Source organism: Ensifer sp. 1H6, assembly GCF_001976035.1.
Taxonomy (GTDB): Bacteria; Pseudomonadota; Alphaproteobacteria; order Rhizobiales; family Rhizobiaceae; genus Ensifer; species Ensifer canadensis.
This window is the reverse complement of the sequence record NZ_MOAI01000025.1, coordinates 1-15,639: the sequence shown is the minus strand read 5'-3', so window position 1 is coordinate 15,639 and position 15,639 is coordinate 1. Positions and strand designations below refer to the sequence as shown.

Here is a 15,639-nt window from a genome sequence, read left to right as displayed (position 1 = left end):
CGAAATGACAGCACTTTCAGATCGCTTCAAAGGCGTATTTACCGCCCTGGTTACCCCCTTTAGGGACGGTGGCGTCGACTACGCATCGTATGACGCGCTTGTTGAACGACAGATTGCTGCCGGCGTATCCGGCCTCGTTCCCGTTGGAACAACAGGAGAAGCAGCGACCCTTTCGGATGACGAAGCCGTCGAAGTCATCGCTCGCACTGTTCGGATCGCGGCCGGCCAGGTCATGGTGATGGCCGGCGCCGGCGCCAACGACACGACCAAGACGGTCGACAAGATCAAGCGTGCAGAGGCCGCAGGCGCAGATGCCGTGTTGATCGTGACGCCATACTACAACAAGCCGAGTCAGGCTGGACTGATCGCGCATTATGGTGCTGCCGCGTCAGCAACCTCACTGCCGATGATGCTATATTCGGTGCCCGGCCGCTGCGGCGTGGAAATCGCGCCCGAAACCTGCGCAACGCTTGTCGAAAAGCACGAGAATGTCGTCGCCATCAAGGAGGCCGGCGGCACGGCGGCTCGGGTAACCCAGCTGCGTACAGCCTGCGGCGACCGGCTTGTCATTCATTCCGGTGACGACGGCATGACGTTGCCCTTCCTTTCGCTCGGCGCCGTGGGGGTGACAAGTGTCGTTGCCAACATCGCACCCCGCGAGATGGTGGCGATGGTCGATGCCTGGCATGCGGGCGAAACCGTCAAGGCGCTGGCGCTTCACGAACTGATCGCAGAGCTGACGGACGGCATGTTCATTGAATCCAACCCGGGGCCTGTCAAAGCTGCTCTTGCGCTCGCCAATCTCGCAGGTCCGGAAATGCGATTGCCGATGGTTCCCATTTCAGATGCAAACCGGAACAAGCTTTCCGGCATTCTCAATCGCTTCGGGTCCGCAGCTACCGCCTTCCAAGAAATGCGGTAAGGCTCACCATCAGCTTTGCATTGTCCCTACGAAATGGACAGACGAGTATCGCGTGTCGGTCCCTGCCGATCTCAGGAACCGACACCACAGACCAGGGGAACACTATGTTTGCGAGCCCACTTGATAGCCGGTGTCCTGACTTGGACCGCGGCAACTCAACGCATCCGCGGCGGCCAGACAGGAGAACGAGATGAGCTATAACTGGGACTTTCATTCCGTCTGGCAGTATTACGATCTTTTCCTCTGGGGGCTCTGGATCACCGTTGTCTACACTTTCAGTTCGATCTTTTTCGGCGTCATCATCGGTTTCATAACCTGCGCGGCACGGCTGTCTGGCTGGAAACTCCTGAACCTCACGGCCCGTGCCTACCAGGAAATCTTCCGGTGCACGCCGCTTTTGGTTCAGTTGCTCTGGTTCTACTATGCGTTCCCGCTGCTGATCGGGGGCTCCGTTGACAATCGTGTCGCGGCCATGCTGACGCTCTCGCTCTATGTCGGTGCGTTCTATGCGGAAATCTTCCGCGGCGGCATCGTTTCGATCGACAAGGGGCAGCGAGAGGCAGCCGCCGCGATCGGCATGAGCCCGATGCAGTCGATGAGCCGGATCATCCTGCCACAGGCGCTGAAACGCGTTCTGCCCTCCTTCATCAACCAGTCAGTCATTCAGTTCAAGAACACCTCGCTGGTCTCGGTCATCTCCGTCGCCGATCTCGCCTATATGGCCGCGGTCGTGAACGGCCAGACCTATCGTCCGCTCGAATCCTACACCGTGATGGCCGCACTCTACATCGCCATGCTCCTGCCTTTGACGCAGGCAGCGGACTGGATCGAAAAACGCCTCAGGGTCAGCGACTAAAGGAAGAGAGCCCGAACATGATAGCGAACTCCCAAACATCTGACCCTATCCTCGAGGCCCGCGGCCTCAGAAAAAACTACGGAGCTCTTGAGGTCCTCAAGGGGCTGGACCTCAGTCTTGCACGCGGGGAAGTCGTGGCATTGATCGGCCCTTCCGGGTCGGGCAAGTCAACCTTCATCCGGTGCCTCAACATGATGGAGACGCCGACTGCCGGCGAGATCCGCTTCCGCCAGCAACAAGTCGGCGACCGTTTCAACGACCGGGGCACAAAGATCGGCATCGGCAAGCTGCGCCGGCATGTCGGCATGGTTTTCCAGCACTTCAACTTGTTTCCCCACAAGACCGTCCTGCAGAATGTGACCGAGGGGCCGATTATCGTGTGCAAACGCCCGCCGCGGGAGGCCCGAGAGCTGGCGATGGACCTTCTCGGCCAGGTCGGCCTTGCCGACAAGCATGCCGCCTATCCCAACCATCTTTCGGGCGGCCAAAAACAGCGTGTTGCCATCGCCCGTGCCCTTGCCATGGAGCCGGAAGTTCTTCTGCTCGACGAGGTGACGAGTGCGCTCGACCCGGAATTGGTCGGCGAAGTTCTCGCGGTCATTCGCAATCTTGCCGACAAGGGTATGACCATGGCGATCGTGACGCACGAAATGGCCTTCGCGGCTGATGTTTCCGACCGGGTTCTCTTTCTCGATCAGGGAGTTATTGCCGAGACCGGCACGTCCGATGAAGTCATTCTCAATCCGCAGAATCCACGGCTGCAAGCGTTCGTGTCGCGGTTCAAGGGATAAGGTGCCATGCCCAAAATGAAAGTGACCATCGTCGGCGCCGGCAATATCGGGTCGGCCCTGGCGTCGATCTTGGCCGGACCTGAGGAATTTTCGATACAGGTCCTCGACCGTTCCGAAGAGGCCCTGGATAGGTTGGAAGACCTGAACATCGCGGCGGAGCTGCGCACCTACACGCATGACGAAGAGTTGCAGAAAATCCTCTCGGACCAGGATGTGGCTGTCGCCGCCGTCCCGCAAAGCATTGTGCCGCAGATCGCAACGGCTGCGGCTCGTTCGGACACGCACTATCTCGATTTCGTTTGCGCGACGCCGGAGACGCTATCCATTCTGGCTCCTCTGGCCGAACACCGAGCCGTCTTCACGGGGTGCGGGGTCTCGCCAGGCATTATCGGAAATGTCGCCTACGGCCTTCTTGAGGCCTTTGCGCCAGTCACCGATCTGACAATTCGGGTCGGAGCCATACCAAAGGTTTCCACAAACCGCATAGGCTATGGGCAAATATGGAACGTCGATGGCCTCATCGATGAATATACGCAACCAAGTGCGGCCGTTCGCGACGGCAAGGCAGTCATGCTATCGCCGCTCGAGAACTACGGGCATCTGAGCATCGATGGAGTGCGCTACGAAGAATTCGTGACATCAGGTGGTCTTGCCGATCTATCGATCTTCGGTGATCCGGGTCCGAAGAACGTCACGTTCAAGACGATCCGATACCCGGGACATCTCGATTACATGCGTTTCCTTCTCGATGATCTGGGCCTGCGCAATCGTCGCGACGCGTTAAGATCACTCCTTTACAACGGTTTGCCGATCGTCAAAGACGACGTGCTCTTGCTGGTCGTGACGGCAAGTGGATATCAGCGGCAACGGCCGATCGAACGCACTGTTTGCCACCGGTTTTCGCCAATTCCGGTGTCAGGCAGATTGAACGCATTGACGTCGGTTGCCACGGGGTATGCCGCAACGTTGTTGGCAATGTTGTACAGAGGAGAAATTCCGCCCGTCGGCTTCGTCCCTCACCACGAGATCAATACCGAGACACTCCTGTCGAGTCCGTTTCTTAAGCCATTGATACACCCCGGCATTGCTGCAGACCAACTAGCCTATTTGATGCGACCATGCGGCTTTAGCTAACGCGCGAGGATGGCGTGTCTGTCGTCAGAGCTGGCCGTGAACCCAGCCGGTACTTGCTAAGCACGATTTTGCGAGACCTGCAGGAACAGTTCTTGTTCTGGCCCCCACTCGATTGGACGAACCTTTATCGAGGCCGCGATTGGAAACGCTCTTATCGCGAAATCCTGCAGCCAATGCGGAGACCCGTGGTCGGATATGCGATTTTACGCAATTTGCTTTGCTCCATCCGGGCACCTCGCCACTCGGTCCGCTCGCTTTCGCGAATTCGCGCTTCGCGCGATAAGTCGAGGTCGGCCCAGCTCTGCGCGAACAAGGGCGTTCCCCTTGATACATTATGCGATTTTGTTGCGGCAACATCGTCGCCATATCGTTCACACTGGCGAAAGCATCCGTCGACGCATGAATTTGTTTGGCTGAATCTGTAGTCGCTTGACAAAGCAATCGAGACGCGTTCTATTCCGCTTGCAGACTAAAGATGTAAGACTATCTGCAAGATGGTCTTACTGTGTCTGGTTCCTGGCAAAGTGTCCTCTTGCAGATGTCATAGCGACGTTGGGAGGACGCCGTAATGCACGGAAGCAAGATAGCCCTTAGGGGCGTACCAGATATTATTTCCCACATTGATGCGAATGACGGTATTCGAGGCCGCGCCGGTGTTATCTGGTGGCTCGCCCTCGGTGGCCTGTTCCTTGATGCCTTTGCCAATTCTGCCCTGAGTGCCGGTCTTGGACCAATGACACGCGATCTAGGATTGGATGCGGCGCAGGTCGCTCTGATGACGTCCTTCGCCTCGTGGGTGTCGATTGCGTTCAATCCGATCGGTGGCTGGATGGCCGACCGCTGGGGCCGCATGCGCCCGCTGATCCTCGCAAAATTGATCGCGCTCATTGGGGCGGTACTGGTGATGACGGCCCACTCCTATGAAGTCATCCTTCTGGGACGGTTCTTTGTTGGCGCCGCCTACGGTATCGATTTTGCTATCGCCATGGCTGTGCTTGCCGAATTCACGCCGGCGCGCCTGCGCAGTCGCCTCAATACCTGGCAGGGCATCTGGTACACCGCCGTGTGCACAAATGTGCTTCTCGCCATGCTGTTTTACAGCTGGGACGTGGGCGACTCGATCTGGCGCTATTCCGTCGCTGCAACCGGCGTCTTTGCTTTTGCGATCATGATGCTGCAACTGGTGTTCATGGTTGAAAGCCCGATCTGGCTTGCCCGCAAGGAGCGGCTGGAAGAGGCTGCCCGCGCGATGACCCGCATCTATCATCGTGATTTCATTGCTGCCGTGCCCGAAGACCGTTTGCCGGTTCTGAATCAGGCCCGTCGCGGCATTGCCAATGTCGCCCTGATTTTCCGTGGCATCTATCTGCCGCGCACCATTCTTGCCGCGACCGTCCAGATCGGACAGTCGATTCAGTATTTTGCCGTGGGCTGGTACTTGCCGCTCATCAGTGCAGCGCTCTTCGGCAAGGATTTCCTCTATGCCATGACGGGTACGCTGGTGTTCAACGTATTCGGCATCATCGGCGGCTTCTCTTCGCCGGTCATCGGCCGCGTACTCGGCCTTCGCAAGGCTTCGGCCATCGGCTTTGGTGCGGTTTTCGTCATGCTGGTCATCATGGGCATGTTCCACGACACTATGCCGATCTGGCTCGCGATCATCGTGCCTTCGCTGTTCATCCTTTTCCACTCCGGTGGTCCAGGCGCAAATGGCAAGAGCCTGTCGTCGCTGTCGTTCCGCAGCGAGCTGCGCGCAGGTGCCAACGGCGTTATCGGTGCGCTTGGCGCCATGGGGGCGGCCCTCGGCTTGCTGGTCTTCCCGATCTTCCGTGAGACCTATGGTCTCGGCACGACCTTCCTGATCCTTTCGGTGGTTCCGCTGATTGCCTGCATCATCTGCTCGGTCATTCAATGGGATCCGACCCGCACCACGGTCAGCCCGGACGCCGAACCGGATGCACCACAGTTCGAAGGCGACAAGTAACAAGGGAGGGGAATGTGAACGGACGCAGACAGGTCATTCTGGCCATTGACGAAGGAACGTCCGGAACCCGGGCCGCGCTTGTCGCGGCCGACGGTTCGGTCTCCGCCGTCAACTACACTACGCTTGCCGTATCTTCGCCGCGTCACAACGTAGTGGAGCAGGACGCTGATGTTCTTCTGCAAAAGACCATCGACGTATGCGGCAAAACGATTGCCGCGGCTCGAGATACGGGCCTAGAAATTGCAGCAATAGCAATCGCCACGCAACGCGCAACCGGTGTTTTGTGGGATACCGAGTCCGGCCGGGCGCTGGTTCCAGCCATGGTCTGGCAGGATTCCCGCTATGCCGACGAGCTGAAGCCGCTTGGAGCTGTCTGGGATGCGAAACTCGTGGCGCTCGCAGGGCGCCCGGTTGGTGGACGAGCGATCTATCTATGGGCTGCGCGCCATATGCAAAAGACGCCCGCCGTGCGTGAGGCATGGAAGGCAAGAAGGCTTGCCTTCGGCACTGTCGACAGCTGGCTGCTTTGGAACCTGTCTGAAGAACGGAAAGCCGTCACAACACCGACCAACGCCACATCCGCCGGCGCCTATGTCCTCGGTGAGCATCGCTATTTCACCGACTGGATAGAGGCGCAGGGCTTTCCGGTGGAACTGTTGCCTGAACTGAAGCAGGACGCCGATGATTTCGGCTACACGAGAAAGGAAGTCCTGGGTATTCGCGTGCCGATCAAGGCGTCGTGCGGCGACCAGTTGGGCGGACTTGTCGGTCTTGGCTGCCACGATGCCGGTCTGGCCATGTGCGTGCACGGTACGGGCAGTTTCGTCGATCTTGTGATCGGAAAGCAGACGCCCAAAAATCCCGGTCTCTATGAGGCGACGTTCACCATGACGGCCTGGCGGAGCGACAATCTCTCGCATTTCGCGGTCGAGACCTATGCCGCCACGACCGGATCGGCGCTCAACTGGCTTTGCAATGAAATGCGCTGGTTCGAGAATGCCAAAGAGGTTAGCGAACTGGCTTCGACGGTTTCGTCTTCCGATGGTCTCTTCTTTATGCCGACGCTGACGGGATTGCGCCAGCCGAACATCGTGCCGGATGGCAGAGCATCGCTGACCGGGCTTTCTTTGGCCCACAGCCGGGCGCATCTCGCGCATGCCATTCTGGAGGGCATTGCACATTCGGTTGTTTCCTGTGCTGAGGCGAGCTCGGAGGTAGCAGGCGTTCCGGTTCGGGAAGTAGTGGCTGGCGGAGGGCTTTCCTCGAGTGATGCGCTGCTGCAGCTACAGGCTGATCTGAGCGGGGTTCCGGTGCGGCGCATGGCGGATCAGGATCGTGCCAGCCTACGTGGCACCGCGTTTCTGGCTGGCAGCGAGGGATTGCTCTGGAGCGACCTTGCGGAGGCTCGCGCCACGCTACCCGAAGGCAATCTTTTCATCCCCAAGGCCAGCGAAGCGGAAAGACAGGACCGTCGAGCCCGATGGCATTCCCTTACGGATGAGGAAGTCGCACGCGTTCAATCCGGTCACTACCGCTAGTTTTTTTAACGCGCATTTTTCCGAGGAACGATCACACTTTTCGGAATGCGCTCCAACAGGAGTTGAAATGCTGAATCTGCGCTCCCGGCGCGCGGACAAGGAACGCGCCCGGATGATCCGCACCGAACCACTAAGGTTGAACCGGTCGGAACAGGAAGACCGTCTTGCCGCTGAAACCTACGATATTCTGATCGTAGGCGGCGGCGTGACCGGTGCCTACTGTGCCTTCGATGCAAGTCTGCGCGGCTTTCGTGTCGCGCTGATCGAGAAAGATGATTTTGCATCAGGTACATCGTCAAAATCATCCAAGATGGTGCATGGCGGCTTGCGCTATATCGAACAGGGTAATCTTGGGCTCGTGCGCCATTCTCTGCTTGAACGCCAGCGCCTCAGGCGTAATGCAGGCCATCTGGTTCAGCGCTTGCCTTTTCTGTTCCCTATTCTTGAACGGGATGGCGTGTTCGATGCGCGCTTCGCCAAGGCGTTTGAAGGGTTACTCTGGACATATGACCTGGCTGGAGGCTGGCGCGAAGGCATTCTGCACCAGAAGCTGACCGCCGCCGAAGTGCTGGCGCATTGCCCGACTTTCAAGGACGAATATCTGCGCGGTGGGTTCATGTACTTCGATGCCCGCGTTGATGATGCACGCTTGACGCTGGCGCTTGCCCGCTCTGCCGGCTTCCATGGAGCTACGGTTCTCAACCACTCGAAGGTCGCCGAGATTACCCGCAGTTCGGGGCGGGTCGACGGTGCAATCGTTCACACCGTTGAGGGCAAGGAAATTAGGGTGCACGCAAAGACCGTCATCATGGCGACGGGGGTGTGGCTACGAGACTGGATGGGGCTTGGCAAGGACGGCGAAAAGCCGTTGCATGTGCGCCCAGCCAAAGGCGTTCACGTGGCGATCCCGTGGTTGAAGATTCGCAATGACTGCACTGTAACGGTGCCGGTGCCGGGTCGCAGCCGCCGTGCGACAATCACGCGCTGGGGCAATGTCTCCTATCTCGGAACGACCGACGAGGATTACCAGGGAGATCTTGACGACGTGCATTGCACGCGTCGCGAACTCGATTTCCTGATCGAAGGCGCCTGCAGCGCGCTCAATATTGACCTGACGCCGGACGATGTCGTCGGCAGCATTGCCGGGTGCCGCCCGCTGCTGGCCGCTTCATCAGGTGGCAGCACCATGGACGTCAAACGCGACCATTCCGTGCATGTTGCGCCTGACGGCCTCGTCACGATCGTGGGCGGCAAGCTGACGACCTCTCGCCATATGGCCGAACAGACGGTGGACGCCGCCGCGAGAGTTCTCGGCGACCGCCGCCGCTGTACCACGAAGAAGGCATTTCTGTTGGGCGCTGCCGGCTATGACGCGCAAGCAATCGTGGCGTCTGGCGGTATGGAGGCGCATCTGGGCGAGCGTTACGGCACGGAAGCGCGCTTTGTGAGCGATCTGATCGCGGCGCGCCCGGAACTGGCCAAGCCGGTTGTGAATGGCTTGCCCTATACCGGCGGCGAAGTCGTCTACGCCGCGCGGCACGAGCTTGCCCGGACAATCGACGACGTGCTTTCGCGCCGTATGCGTGCCCGTCTGATGGCACGCGATGCCTCGGCCCGCGCGGCCGCGAAGGTGGGCGCCTTGCTGGGGGAGGAACTTGGTCTTCCCCAGGCCGAAATCGACCAACAGGTCGCAGCCTATATTGCCGCGACCGAAAAAGAAAAGTCCATTCTCACAGGAGCGAACTGAACATGATCAGCAAGGAAGCCATCAAGCGCGGTTACAATCGCGGAAATTATGTCGTCGGTGCCCCGACCCAACCGCACTATGCCGGTAACATCACCGAAATTGGCACCAAGGCCGATCTGGCTCAGAATGCCGTTTCAGTCGAAGCTGCTCTCGTGAAGAAACTGCGCGAGATTGCAGACGAGGTTATGACCGAGCGGGATGATCTCGTCGTGAACACTCGGGACTGGTGGGCCCGTACGATGATCGCGGAAACGAGTGGAAAGCCTGCGACGGTTGATGGCGTGTTCGTCCGTGTTTCGACGGTTGAGCAGGTGCAGGCTGTCATGCACCTTGCGCATGAAGCCAAGGTGCCGGTCACGGTTTCTGCCGGGCGCTCCAACGTCACGGGCGCGGCCCTGCCTCTGCGCGGCGGCATCGTGCTCGATGTCTGCGCACTCAATCGCCTTGTAAGCTTCGATCCCGATAGCCAGATCGTTGAAGTTGAAGCTGGCATGTTCGGCGATATTTTTGAGGAAACCATCCAGCGCGACTACGGCATGACCATGGGACATTGGCCGTCCTCGTTCGGTATCAGCACTGTCGGAGGCTGGATCGCCTGCCGCGGCGCGGGCCAGCTTTCCACTCGCTACGGCAAGATTGAAGACATGGTCTACGGCATGGAAGTCGTGCTGGCCGACGGTTCGCTGGTGACCGTCGGAAACTATGCCCGCGCGGCCGTCGGGCCGGATCTGCAGCAGCTCTTCATCGGTTCGGAAGGCACGCTCGGCATCATCGTAAGGGCGCGCCTGAAACTGCATCGCCTGCCGGACTATGCCCGCGCCATCGCATTTGGCTTCAAGAGCTTTGCCATCGGTCTGGAAGCCTGCCGCCGTATCATGCAGGGCGGCGCCAATCCGGCAGCGTTGCGTCTTTATGACGAGCTGGAAAGCGGTGTGCAGTTCGGTTTGCCGGAAAGCAACGTGCTGCTGATTGCCGATGAAGGCGCGAAGGAAATGGTCGATGCCGTGATGGCGATCAGCGAAAAAGTGTGCGCCGAACTCGGTGACAAGCTCGATGGCGATACTATCTTCGAGAAGTGGCTCGATACGCGTTATCTCACCGGCAAGAGCGCCGAGGGCTTCAAGCGCAGCCGAGGCTTTGTTGCAGATACGCTGGAAATGACCGGCTGCTGGCGTGATCTTCCCGCAATCTACGACGAGGTTGTTGCCGCCATTAACGCAGTCCCGGGCACACTTGCTGGTTCGGCGCACCAGTCGCATGCCTATGTCGATGGTGCCTGCCTCTACTTTTCGCTGCGCGGCGACGTGGACGTGGAAAAACGAGCCGAGTGGTATCGAGCTGCATGGGATGCTGCCAACGCTGTACTCATCAAATATGGTGCGGCATTGAGCCATCATCACGGCGTTGGGATGCTGCGAGCGCCCTATATGAAGGACGCATTGGGATCAGCATTTCCGCTACTGGAGACCGTGAAGCAGGCACTCGATCCGGACAATCTGCTCAACCCCGGCAAGCTCGGACTTTCGCTCGACATGCCAAGAGACGGGAATTAACGGAATGACATTGGACAGGACGATCGGCGAGCGGCTTTTGCGGGCGCCAGTCATGGCAACGCTATATGGTGTCGATAATGTTCAGGCTTTTCTGGACAGCAAGGCGGAGGTAGGCATCGTCGCCAACATCGCTTTGCGACATGTTGCGGAGGTGCTGAGTGCGCTTAAGAAAAGCAACAAGCTGATCGTTCTGAACATCGACAGTTGCGAGGGCCTGTCACAGGACAAAGGAGCCATCGAATTCCTTGCCGACATAGGCATTTCGATTTTGCTTTCGACCCGCGTCCCAACAATCCAGAAGGCTGCGCAATGCGGCCTTCTCACCATGCAAAAGGTCTTTGTGACAGACCGCTCCACCTGGCCTCGTAGTGTTAAAGCGATTGCGCAAAGCGCCCCCAACCTGGTGCAGCTGATGCCCTCGCCGATGCTCGACTACTTAGGGATGGATGAGAAGCGGAAGCTGCCGCCGATCGTAGCATCCGGCTTCGTCTGTAACGAGGCCGACGTCGAGACCGCTCTATCGCGCGGTGCGGTCGCCGTCTCTTCAAGTAACAAGGCGATCTGGAATTTCAAGCGTTCGAAGATGCCACCTCATGGTCGCCAAAGGTAGGACATGCCCAAAACTTTTTATCAGGTAATCGCGTACTATCACTCCAAACCCGGTTGTGGCGATGCTGTGGAGGCCAGACTTCACGAATTGGCGATGGCCAGCCGAGCCGAGAGTGGGAACATCGCCTACGCGTTTTATCGGTCGCCGGAGAACACCGATCATTTCGCGATTCTCGAAGAATACGTCGATGAAGCTGCCTTCGGCGCTCACCGCTGCAGCGCGCATTTCCAAACGATTGCATTGGAGAAGATCGTGCCAATGCTCGAGACACGAAACGTCAAGGGATTTGTGTGTTCGCGCTGACGGTCAGTGACCAAGTCTACACGAATGGAATGACCATCATGAAAAACTTTGTCTTCAATACCGCCAAATCAATTGTTTTTGAGGCGGGCGCCAATGCGCGCATCGCCGAGATTGTTGGACTGACGCTTGGTCCACGTGTCGTGCTCGTGACTGACAGGGGGCTGCGCCGCCTTGGCCTCATCGATCCCGCGCTGGCATCGTTCGCGAAAGCCGGAATTGAGGTCGCTATTTTCGATGACATCGCTGTCGACCCACCAGAATGCAACGTCCAGGATCTCGCGGCCTTCATCACGGCGTGGGGGGCAACCGGCGTGATTGCTATCGGAGGGGGCTCGCCGATGGACGTGGCCAAGGTGGCGTCACTGGTCGCCAAGACCGGCCAGTCGCTCAACGAGGTATTCGGGGTAAACGTTGCGAAGGGACCGCGCATGCCGCTGGTTCTTGTGCCGACCACAGCCGGCACCGGTTCCGAAGTTACGCCGATCGCGATCATAACGACCAACGGAGCTGAAAAGAAGGGAGTTGTCTCCCCACTCTTGCTTCCGGACATTGCGATTCTCGACGCCGAACTGACACTTGGCCTGCCGCCAACGGTGACCGCGGCGTCTGGCATCGACGCTATGGTGCATGCCATCGAATCCTATGCGTCTGCTTCCCCCACGAACAATCCGATCTCCAGCGGCCTGTCCAAACAGGCACTGCAATTGCTTGGTGCCCACATTCGCGAAGCTGTATTCAATGGTCATAATACTGTGGCACGCGGCGCGATGCTTCTCGGTTCGCTGCTTGCAGGACAAGCCTTTGCTAACTCGCCGGTCGCTGCCGTGCATGCGCTAGCCTATCCAATCGGCGGGCATTTTCACGTACCTCACGGGCTCTCCAACGCATTGGTACTAACGCATGTGCTTCGTTTCAATCTTCCGCGGGCGGCAAATGCGTACGCTGAAATTGCGGCTTACGCTTTCCCTGATTTGGCGCAACTGCCCTTCGAAACGCGGGCGACTGCCTTCATCGATGCGCTCGATCAGCTTGGCAGAGAGCTGAACATTCCACGGACACTGCGGGAGGTGGGCATTCCAAGACATGCCTTACCTATGCTTGCGCGCGAGGCGATGAAGCAGACCCGTTTGCTCGTGAACAACCCTCGAGATGTTACCGAAGCTAACGCGCTGGCGATCTATGAGGCTGCTTTTTAGCAGTTACTTCGAAGCCTAGAAATTCGATTTTCTCGAGAAGCGAAGTGATCGAAAAAATGCGCAGTCGCAAAGCTCCTGACGCGAGCTTCCGAAATTCTCCTTGATCGCCGCCCTGAGATTTTGGACCAGATGAATACGGTCAGCCACCTGGCGTGCTACAGGTTTTCGGCGTCAACGATATCGAGACGGCCGAGCTGATCGCGCGCAGGGTCGGCAAGACGGATGTCAATTACATCACCCGGCCATGGAGCGAAGGCAAGAACTCGTCGTCCGAACACATCTCGCCTAGTGACCTCATCAACGCGGATGAGATCATGCGCGTACCGGAAGGCAGGATGATCCTGCTGAGACAGGGGCAGCGGCCGGCCTGGGCCAAGAAGCTTCGATATTACGACGACCCGGAAATCACAGGCCCGTATGATCCGTCATGAATGACGGGACAGACCGGCGTCGCCAACTTTTGTTCCTTGTAGGTCCGAGATATCATCGGCCGTGACATCGCCGGAATGCTGTCCTCGAGAGGCCAGCAAAAAAGAACGCACCAGGCGCCGGCAGCCTCGCGGCCAGAGCCAGTTCGCGCGTGGCTTGACCGGTTAAGAGCCTCGTTTCGGAGGATCAGCATCGCGGCGGCCAACGGCCGGGATCCGGCAAGCCTAGGCCCGGCAAGTCATTCCACTTGATCGTTGGGGCGTGGCCAACGATTTGAACAAGGGCTTGTCCGGCCCTCATTGCAATGGAGCGCGCGCAACGTTCGCGTGCTCTGAGGACTTGTCCGAAGATCGGTCCGCAGCCCAGCTGCGGGCCGCTTTTGATATGCGTGATTTCGTCGCCATCCCTCACTCGGGGGAGGAGCGCTCCGCATCCACAATGGCCTGCAACTGCGACTGCGTGAATGTCTTCATGTCAGTCCTTTCTCGCTTCCAGCTTGAGAAGCTCACCTACCATTTTCGAAAAACTCATGAGCGCGCGAACTCCAGCAAGGGTCCGATATCGTGGTTATCGGCCGCCCGAAGTGCAGCAACATAATGGGCTCGGGTCTTGCCCGCATCGACCAGATTTGCCCGGCCCCAGCTAAATGGCGGTCGTCCAAGCTGGCGCCCGAGCAGATCGCCCGCCAGGCGAGAAAATCGGCCGTTTCCGTTTGGGAAGGGATGGATTACCACTAGCCTGTGGCTGAACCGGACAGCGATCTCGTCGGGTGGAAAGGTCTCGTGTTCGACCCAATAGCGCACGTCGTCAGCCACCTGCCTGACATCCATTGCAATGCGATAGGGATCGACGCCGATGTTTCTAGGTGTTGTCCGGTAATGGCCAGCCCAATGCCAAACGTCCCCAAACATGCGGCGGTGCAACTCACTGAGGAATTCCTGGTCGAGCGGGTCCCTTTTTCGCGACGTCGCCCATCGCAAGCCTTCGCCGATGTTAACTTGCTCGGCCTCGTTCAATTCGTGCCGCAAGGTGATGTAGGAGGGAATGAGCTGTTCCCGTTCCTCAGCGGTTAGCGGCGTATTTGCTTCATCGTCGTCGTGGAAAAGAGGGCCCTCCTCCATAGAGTCAATCCTCTTCCCACAGGCGTCGCCCAGCGTCTGCAAGCAAAGCGTCGATAAGCCGGCGACGTTCGTCCTCCAGGTCCGACTTGATCAACGCCTGGTTTTCCAGACGCATCGTATGATCGAGTCGCGTCATCTCCTCACCGACCTTTTCGGCCGCGCGCTCGCGAAGGATATCGTCAAGCGGCTTGATCGGCACGAAAGCGTAGACAAAGGTGCAATTCATTGCCGCGGCCGCTTCCCGTAGCGTCCTGATCGTTGTCGCTCCCGAAACTTCAGCCTTCTCGATTGCCGGTATGCGGGACGGAGCGGCACCCATGCGCATGGCGAGCTGGCGCGTAGTCATGCCGAGGGCCTCGCGGATGGCCTTCATCCAACCACGTGGCGGCGAAATGAGCTCTAGGTCTCGCACCGGCGCCAGACGTCGTTCCAACTGTTTTCGAGCGAGGGCCGCTTGTTTTTTGTTCATATATTTATGTCCATTTTCGAAGAAAATAGCATATAAAAATGAGCAAGGATATCCGAATTGAGCATTTAAAAGTATTCAGCGCGAGTTACAGCGATCACAAATATATGCGCAATAGCTCAGCAGCTAGGTCCAGACAGCCGCGAGTTTCGAGCACAAGCTGTCGTTGGAGAAGCACCGCCGCTAGAGAGGTGATCGATGAGACCTTGCGCCGAGCCCTGAAACCGGCATGCCACTTTTAAGTGTTCGCGACCTAGTCGCGAATTGAGGAGAGGCAGCATGGTACAATTCTAGGACTGGTGCGATTACAACGACACGCCTGTCGGAAATCACTACATCCGGGTCATGAGAGGTCGCGGAGCCGATGAGCAGGTCACCAGTTCAGGTGCGTTCAAAGCCAAGCACGAAATCGACAACCTTCGACGATGACATTTCGCAGGGCCTCAGGATGGTGCGCGCGTCAGAGAGCACATAGAGGTTGAAACTGACGACATCCGCTCCGCCCAGCTCTTCGCCATACAGCCACACTCGCCTCCATCGGCGGCCCTGGAAAATTCCGTGCACGTAGCCCTCGGGAAGCTCCGCAAGCGCCTTCTCGAACTTAACCAGAAACGCAGACGACAGCTCGGACGCCGACTGCGTCATGGCGCCAGGCACTCGTCACAAATGCCACAACCGTCGGCGTCCATCCACGATGCCGAGGGCCACAGGTCAATTCACCAAGCCGATATCTCCACCCTCAGGGGCGCAGTCCAATAAGGGGTGAATTTTGGATGCTGATTGACAGCCGGCCAGCGGCCAACCAATCTGGCGCGTGCCATTCGCGCCCGTATCGAACCCCTCGGGGGCGTAGAGCTCAAGTTACCTGCACGCGACCCGATTCGTGACGCTCCGGATTTTGGCGCGTGATTATTCTTGACACCAATGTTTTGCCGGAGCTCCTGGCCCCGTGCCCTCGCCTGCTGTTGAAGCTTGGTTAGGCGACCAAC

General features: G+C 58.4%; 15 protein-coding genes and 1 pseudogene. 13 read left to right on the top strand and 3 right to left on the bottom strand.

Going from position 1 to position 15,639, the window contains the following annotated elements:
• Nucleotides 1-4 precede the first annotated feature (4 nt).
• The 12 genes from dapA (at nucleotide 5) to BKP54_RS24985 (ending at nucleotide 13,065) form a co-directional block, all read left to right on the top strand.
• Nucleotides 5-922 carry a 4-hydroxy-tetrahydrodipicolinate synthase gene (gene dapA, locus BKP54_RS25040; RefSeq protein WP_084815059.1) on the top strand — a complete coding sequence of 306 codons (918 nt, stop codon included), beginning with the start codon at nucleotides 5-7 and terminating at the stop codon, nucleotides 920-922.
• Between the two features lie 190 nt (nucleotides 923-1,112).
• Entirely contained in the window at nucleotides 1,113-1,778 is a 666-nt protein-coding gene (locus BKP54_RS25035) for an amino acid ABC transporter permease (RefSeq protein ID WP_025429808.1), read from the top strand.
• A gap of 17 nt (nucleotides 1,779-1,795) precedes the next feature.
• Nucleotides 1,796-2,569 carry an amino acid ABC transporter ATP-binding protein gene (locus BKP54_RS25030; protein ID WP_081788989.1) on the top strand — a complete coding sequence of 258 codons (774 nt, stop codon included), beginning with the start codon at nucleotides 1,796-1,798 and terminating at the stop codon, nucleotides 2,567-2,569.
• 15 nt (nucleotides 2,570-2,584) lie between these two features.
• Nucleotides 2,585-3,703 (top strand): saccharopine dehydrogenase C-terminal domain-containing protein, encoded by a 1,119-nt coding sequence (locus BKP54_RS25025; RefSeq protein WP_245317898.1) that lies wholly within the window; start codon nucleotides 2,585-2,587, stop codon nucleotides 3,701-3,703.
• A gap of 568 nt (nucleotides 3,704-4,271) precedes the next feature.
• A complete protein-coding gene (locus BKP54_RS25020; RefSeq protein WP_057223476.1) occupies nucleotides 4,272-5,687 on the top strand; it encodes an MFS transporter in 1,416 nt (471 codons plus the stop codon).
• Nucleotides 5,688-5,701: 14 nt separating this feature from the next.
• Nucleotides 5,702-7,225 carry an FGGY family carbohydrate kinase gene (locus BKP54_RS25015; protein WP_025429763.1) on the top strand — a complete coding sequence of 508 codons (1,524 nt, stop codon included), beginning with the start codon at nucleotides 5,702-5,704 and terminating at the stop codon, nucleotides 7,223-7,225.
• A gap of 67 nt (nucleotides 7,226-7,292) precedes the next feature.
• Nucleotides 7,293-8,972 (top strand): glycerol-3-phosphate dehydrogenase/oxidase, encoded by a 1,680-nt coding sequence (locus BKP54_RS25010; protein ID WP_084815057.1) that lies wholly within the window; start codon nucleotides 7,293-7,295, stop codon nucleotides 8,970-8,972.
• 2 nt (nucleotides 8,973-8,974) lie between these two features.
• Nucleotides 8,975-10,525: an FAD-binding oxidoreductase gene (locus BKP54_RS25005; protein WP_025429761.1), complete on the top strand. Its 1,551-nt coding sequence runs from the start codon at nucleotides 8,975-8,977 to the stop codon at nucleotides 10,523-10,525.
• Between the two features lie 4 nt (nucleotides 10,526-10,529).
• Nucleotides 10,530-11,135 carry a glycerol-3-phosphate responsive antiterminator gene (locus BKP54_RS25000; RefSeq protein WP_198956874.1) on the top strand — a complete coding sequence of 202 codons (606 nt, stop codon included), beginning with the start codon at nucleotides 10,530-10,532 and terminating at the stop codon, nucleotides 11,133-11,135.
• 3 nt (nucleotides 11,136-11,138) lie between these two features.
• The gene (locus BKP54_RS24995; protein WP_057213325.1) at nucleotides 11,139-11,438 is read left to right on the top strand and encodes a putative quinol monooxygenase; all 300 of its coding nucleotides are present in this window, start codon (nucleotides 11,139-11,141) and stop codon (nucleotides 11,436-11,438) included.
• Nucleotides 11,439-11,476: 38 nt separating this feature from the next.
• Nucleotides 11,477-12,634 (top strand): iron-containing alcohol dehydrogenase, encoded by a 1,158-nt coding sequence (locus BKP54_RS24990; RefSeq protein ID WP_057223680.1) that lies wholly within the window; start codon nucleotides 11,477-11,479, stop codon nucleotides 12,632-12,634.
• A gap of 152 nt (nucleotides 12,635-12,786) precedes the next feature.
• Nucleotides 12,787-13,065, top strand: a complete 279-nt coding sequence (locus BKP54_RS24985) for a type IV secretory system conjugative DNA transfer family protein (RefSeq protein WP_025429757.1) — start codon at nucleotides 12,787-12,789, stop codon at nucleotides 13,063-13,065.
• Between the two features lie 525 nt (nucleotides 13,066-13,590).
• Here the strand turns inward: BKP54_RS24985 and BKP54_RS24980 are convergent.
• The 3 genes from BKP54_RS24980 to BKP54_RS24970 form a co-directional block, all read right to left on the bottom strand.
• Nucleotides 13,591-14,184: a mobile mystery protein B gene (locus tag BKP54_RS24980; RefSeq protein WP_057223480.1), complete on the bottom strand. Its 594-nt coding sequence runs from the start codon at nucleotides 14,182-14,184 to the stop codon at nucleotides 13,591-13,593.
• Between the two features lie 4 nt (nucleotides 14,185-14,188).
• Nucleotides 14,189-14,653, bottom strand: coding sequence for a mobile mystery protein A (locus BKP54_RS24975; RefSeq protein ID WP_025429754.1), 465 nt, complete (start codon nucleotides 14,651-14,653; stop codon nucleotides 14,189-14,191).
• A gap of 378 nt (nucleotides 14,654-15,031) precedes the next feature.
• Nucleotides 15,032-15,295: a hypothetical protein gene (locus BKP54_RS24970; protein ID WP_171520275.1), complete on the bottom strand. Its 264-nt coding sequence runs from the start codon at nucleotides 15,293-15,295 to the stop codon at nucleotides 15,032-15,034.
• 159 nt (nucleotides 15,296-15,454) lie between these two features.
• On the opposite strand from BKP54_RS24970, the pseudogene BKP54_RS36745 reads away from it, so the two are divergent.
• Nucleotides 15,455-15,559 (top strand): annotated as a pseudogene (locus tag BKP54_RS36745) (plasmid stabilization protein); the annotation flags it as partial.
• Nucleotides 15,560-15,639: the final 80 nt, after the last annotated feature.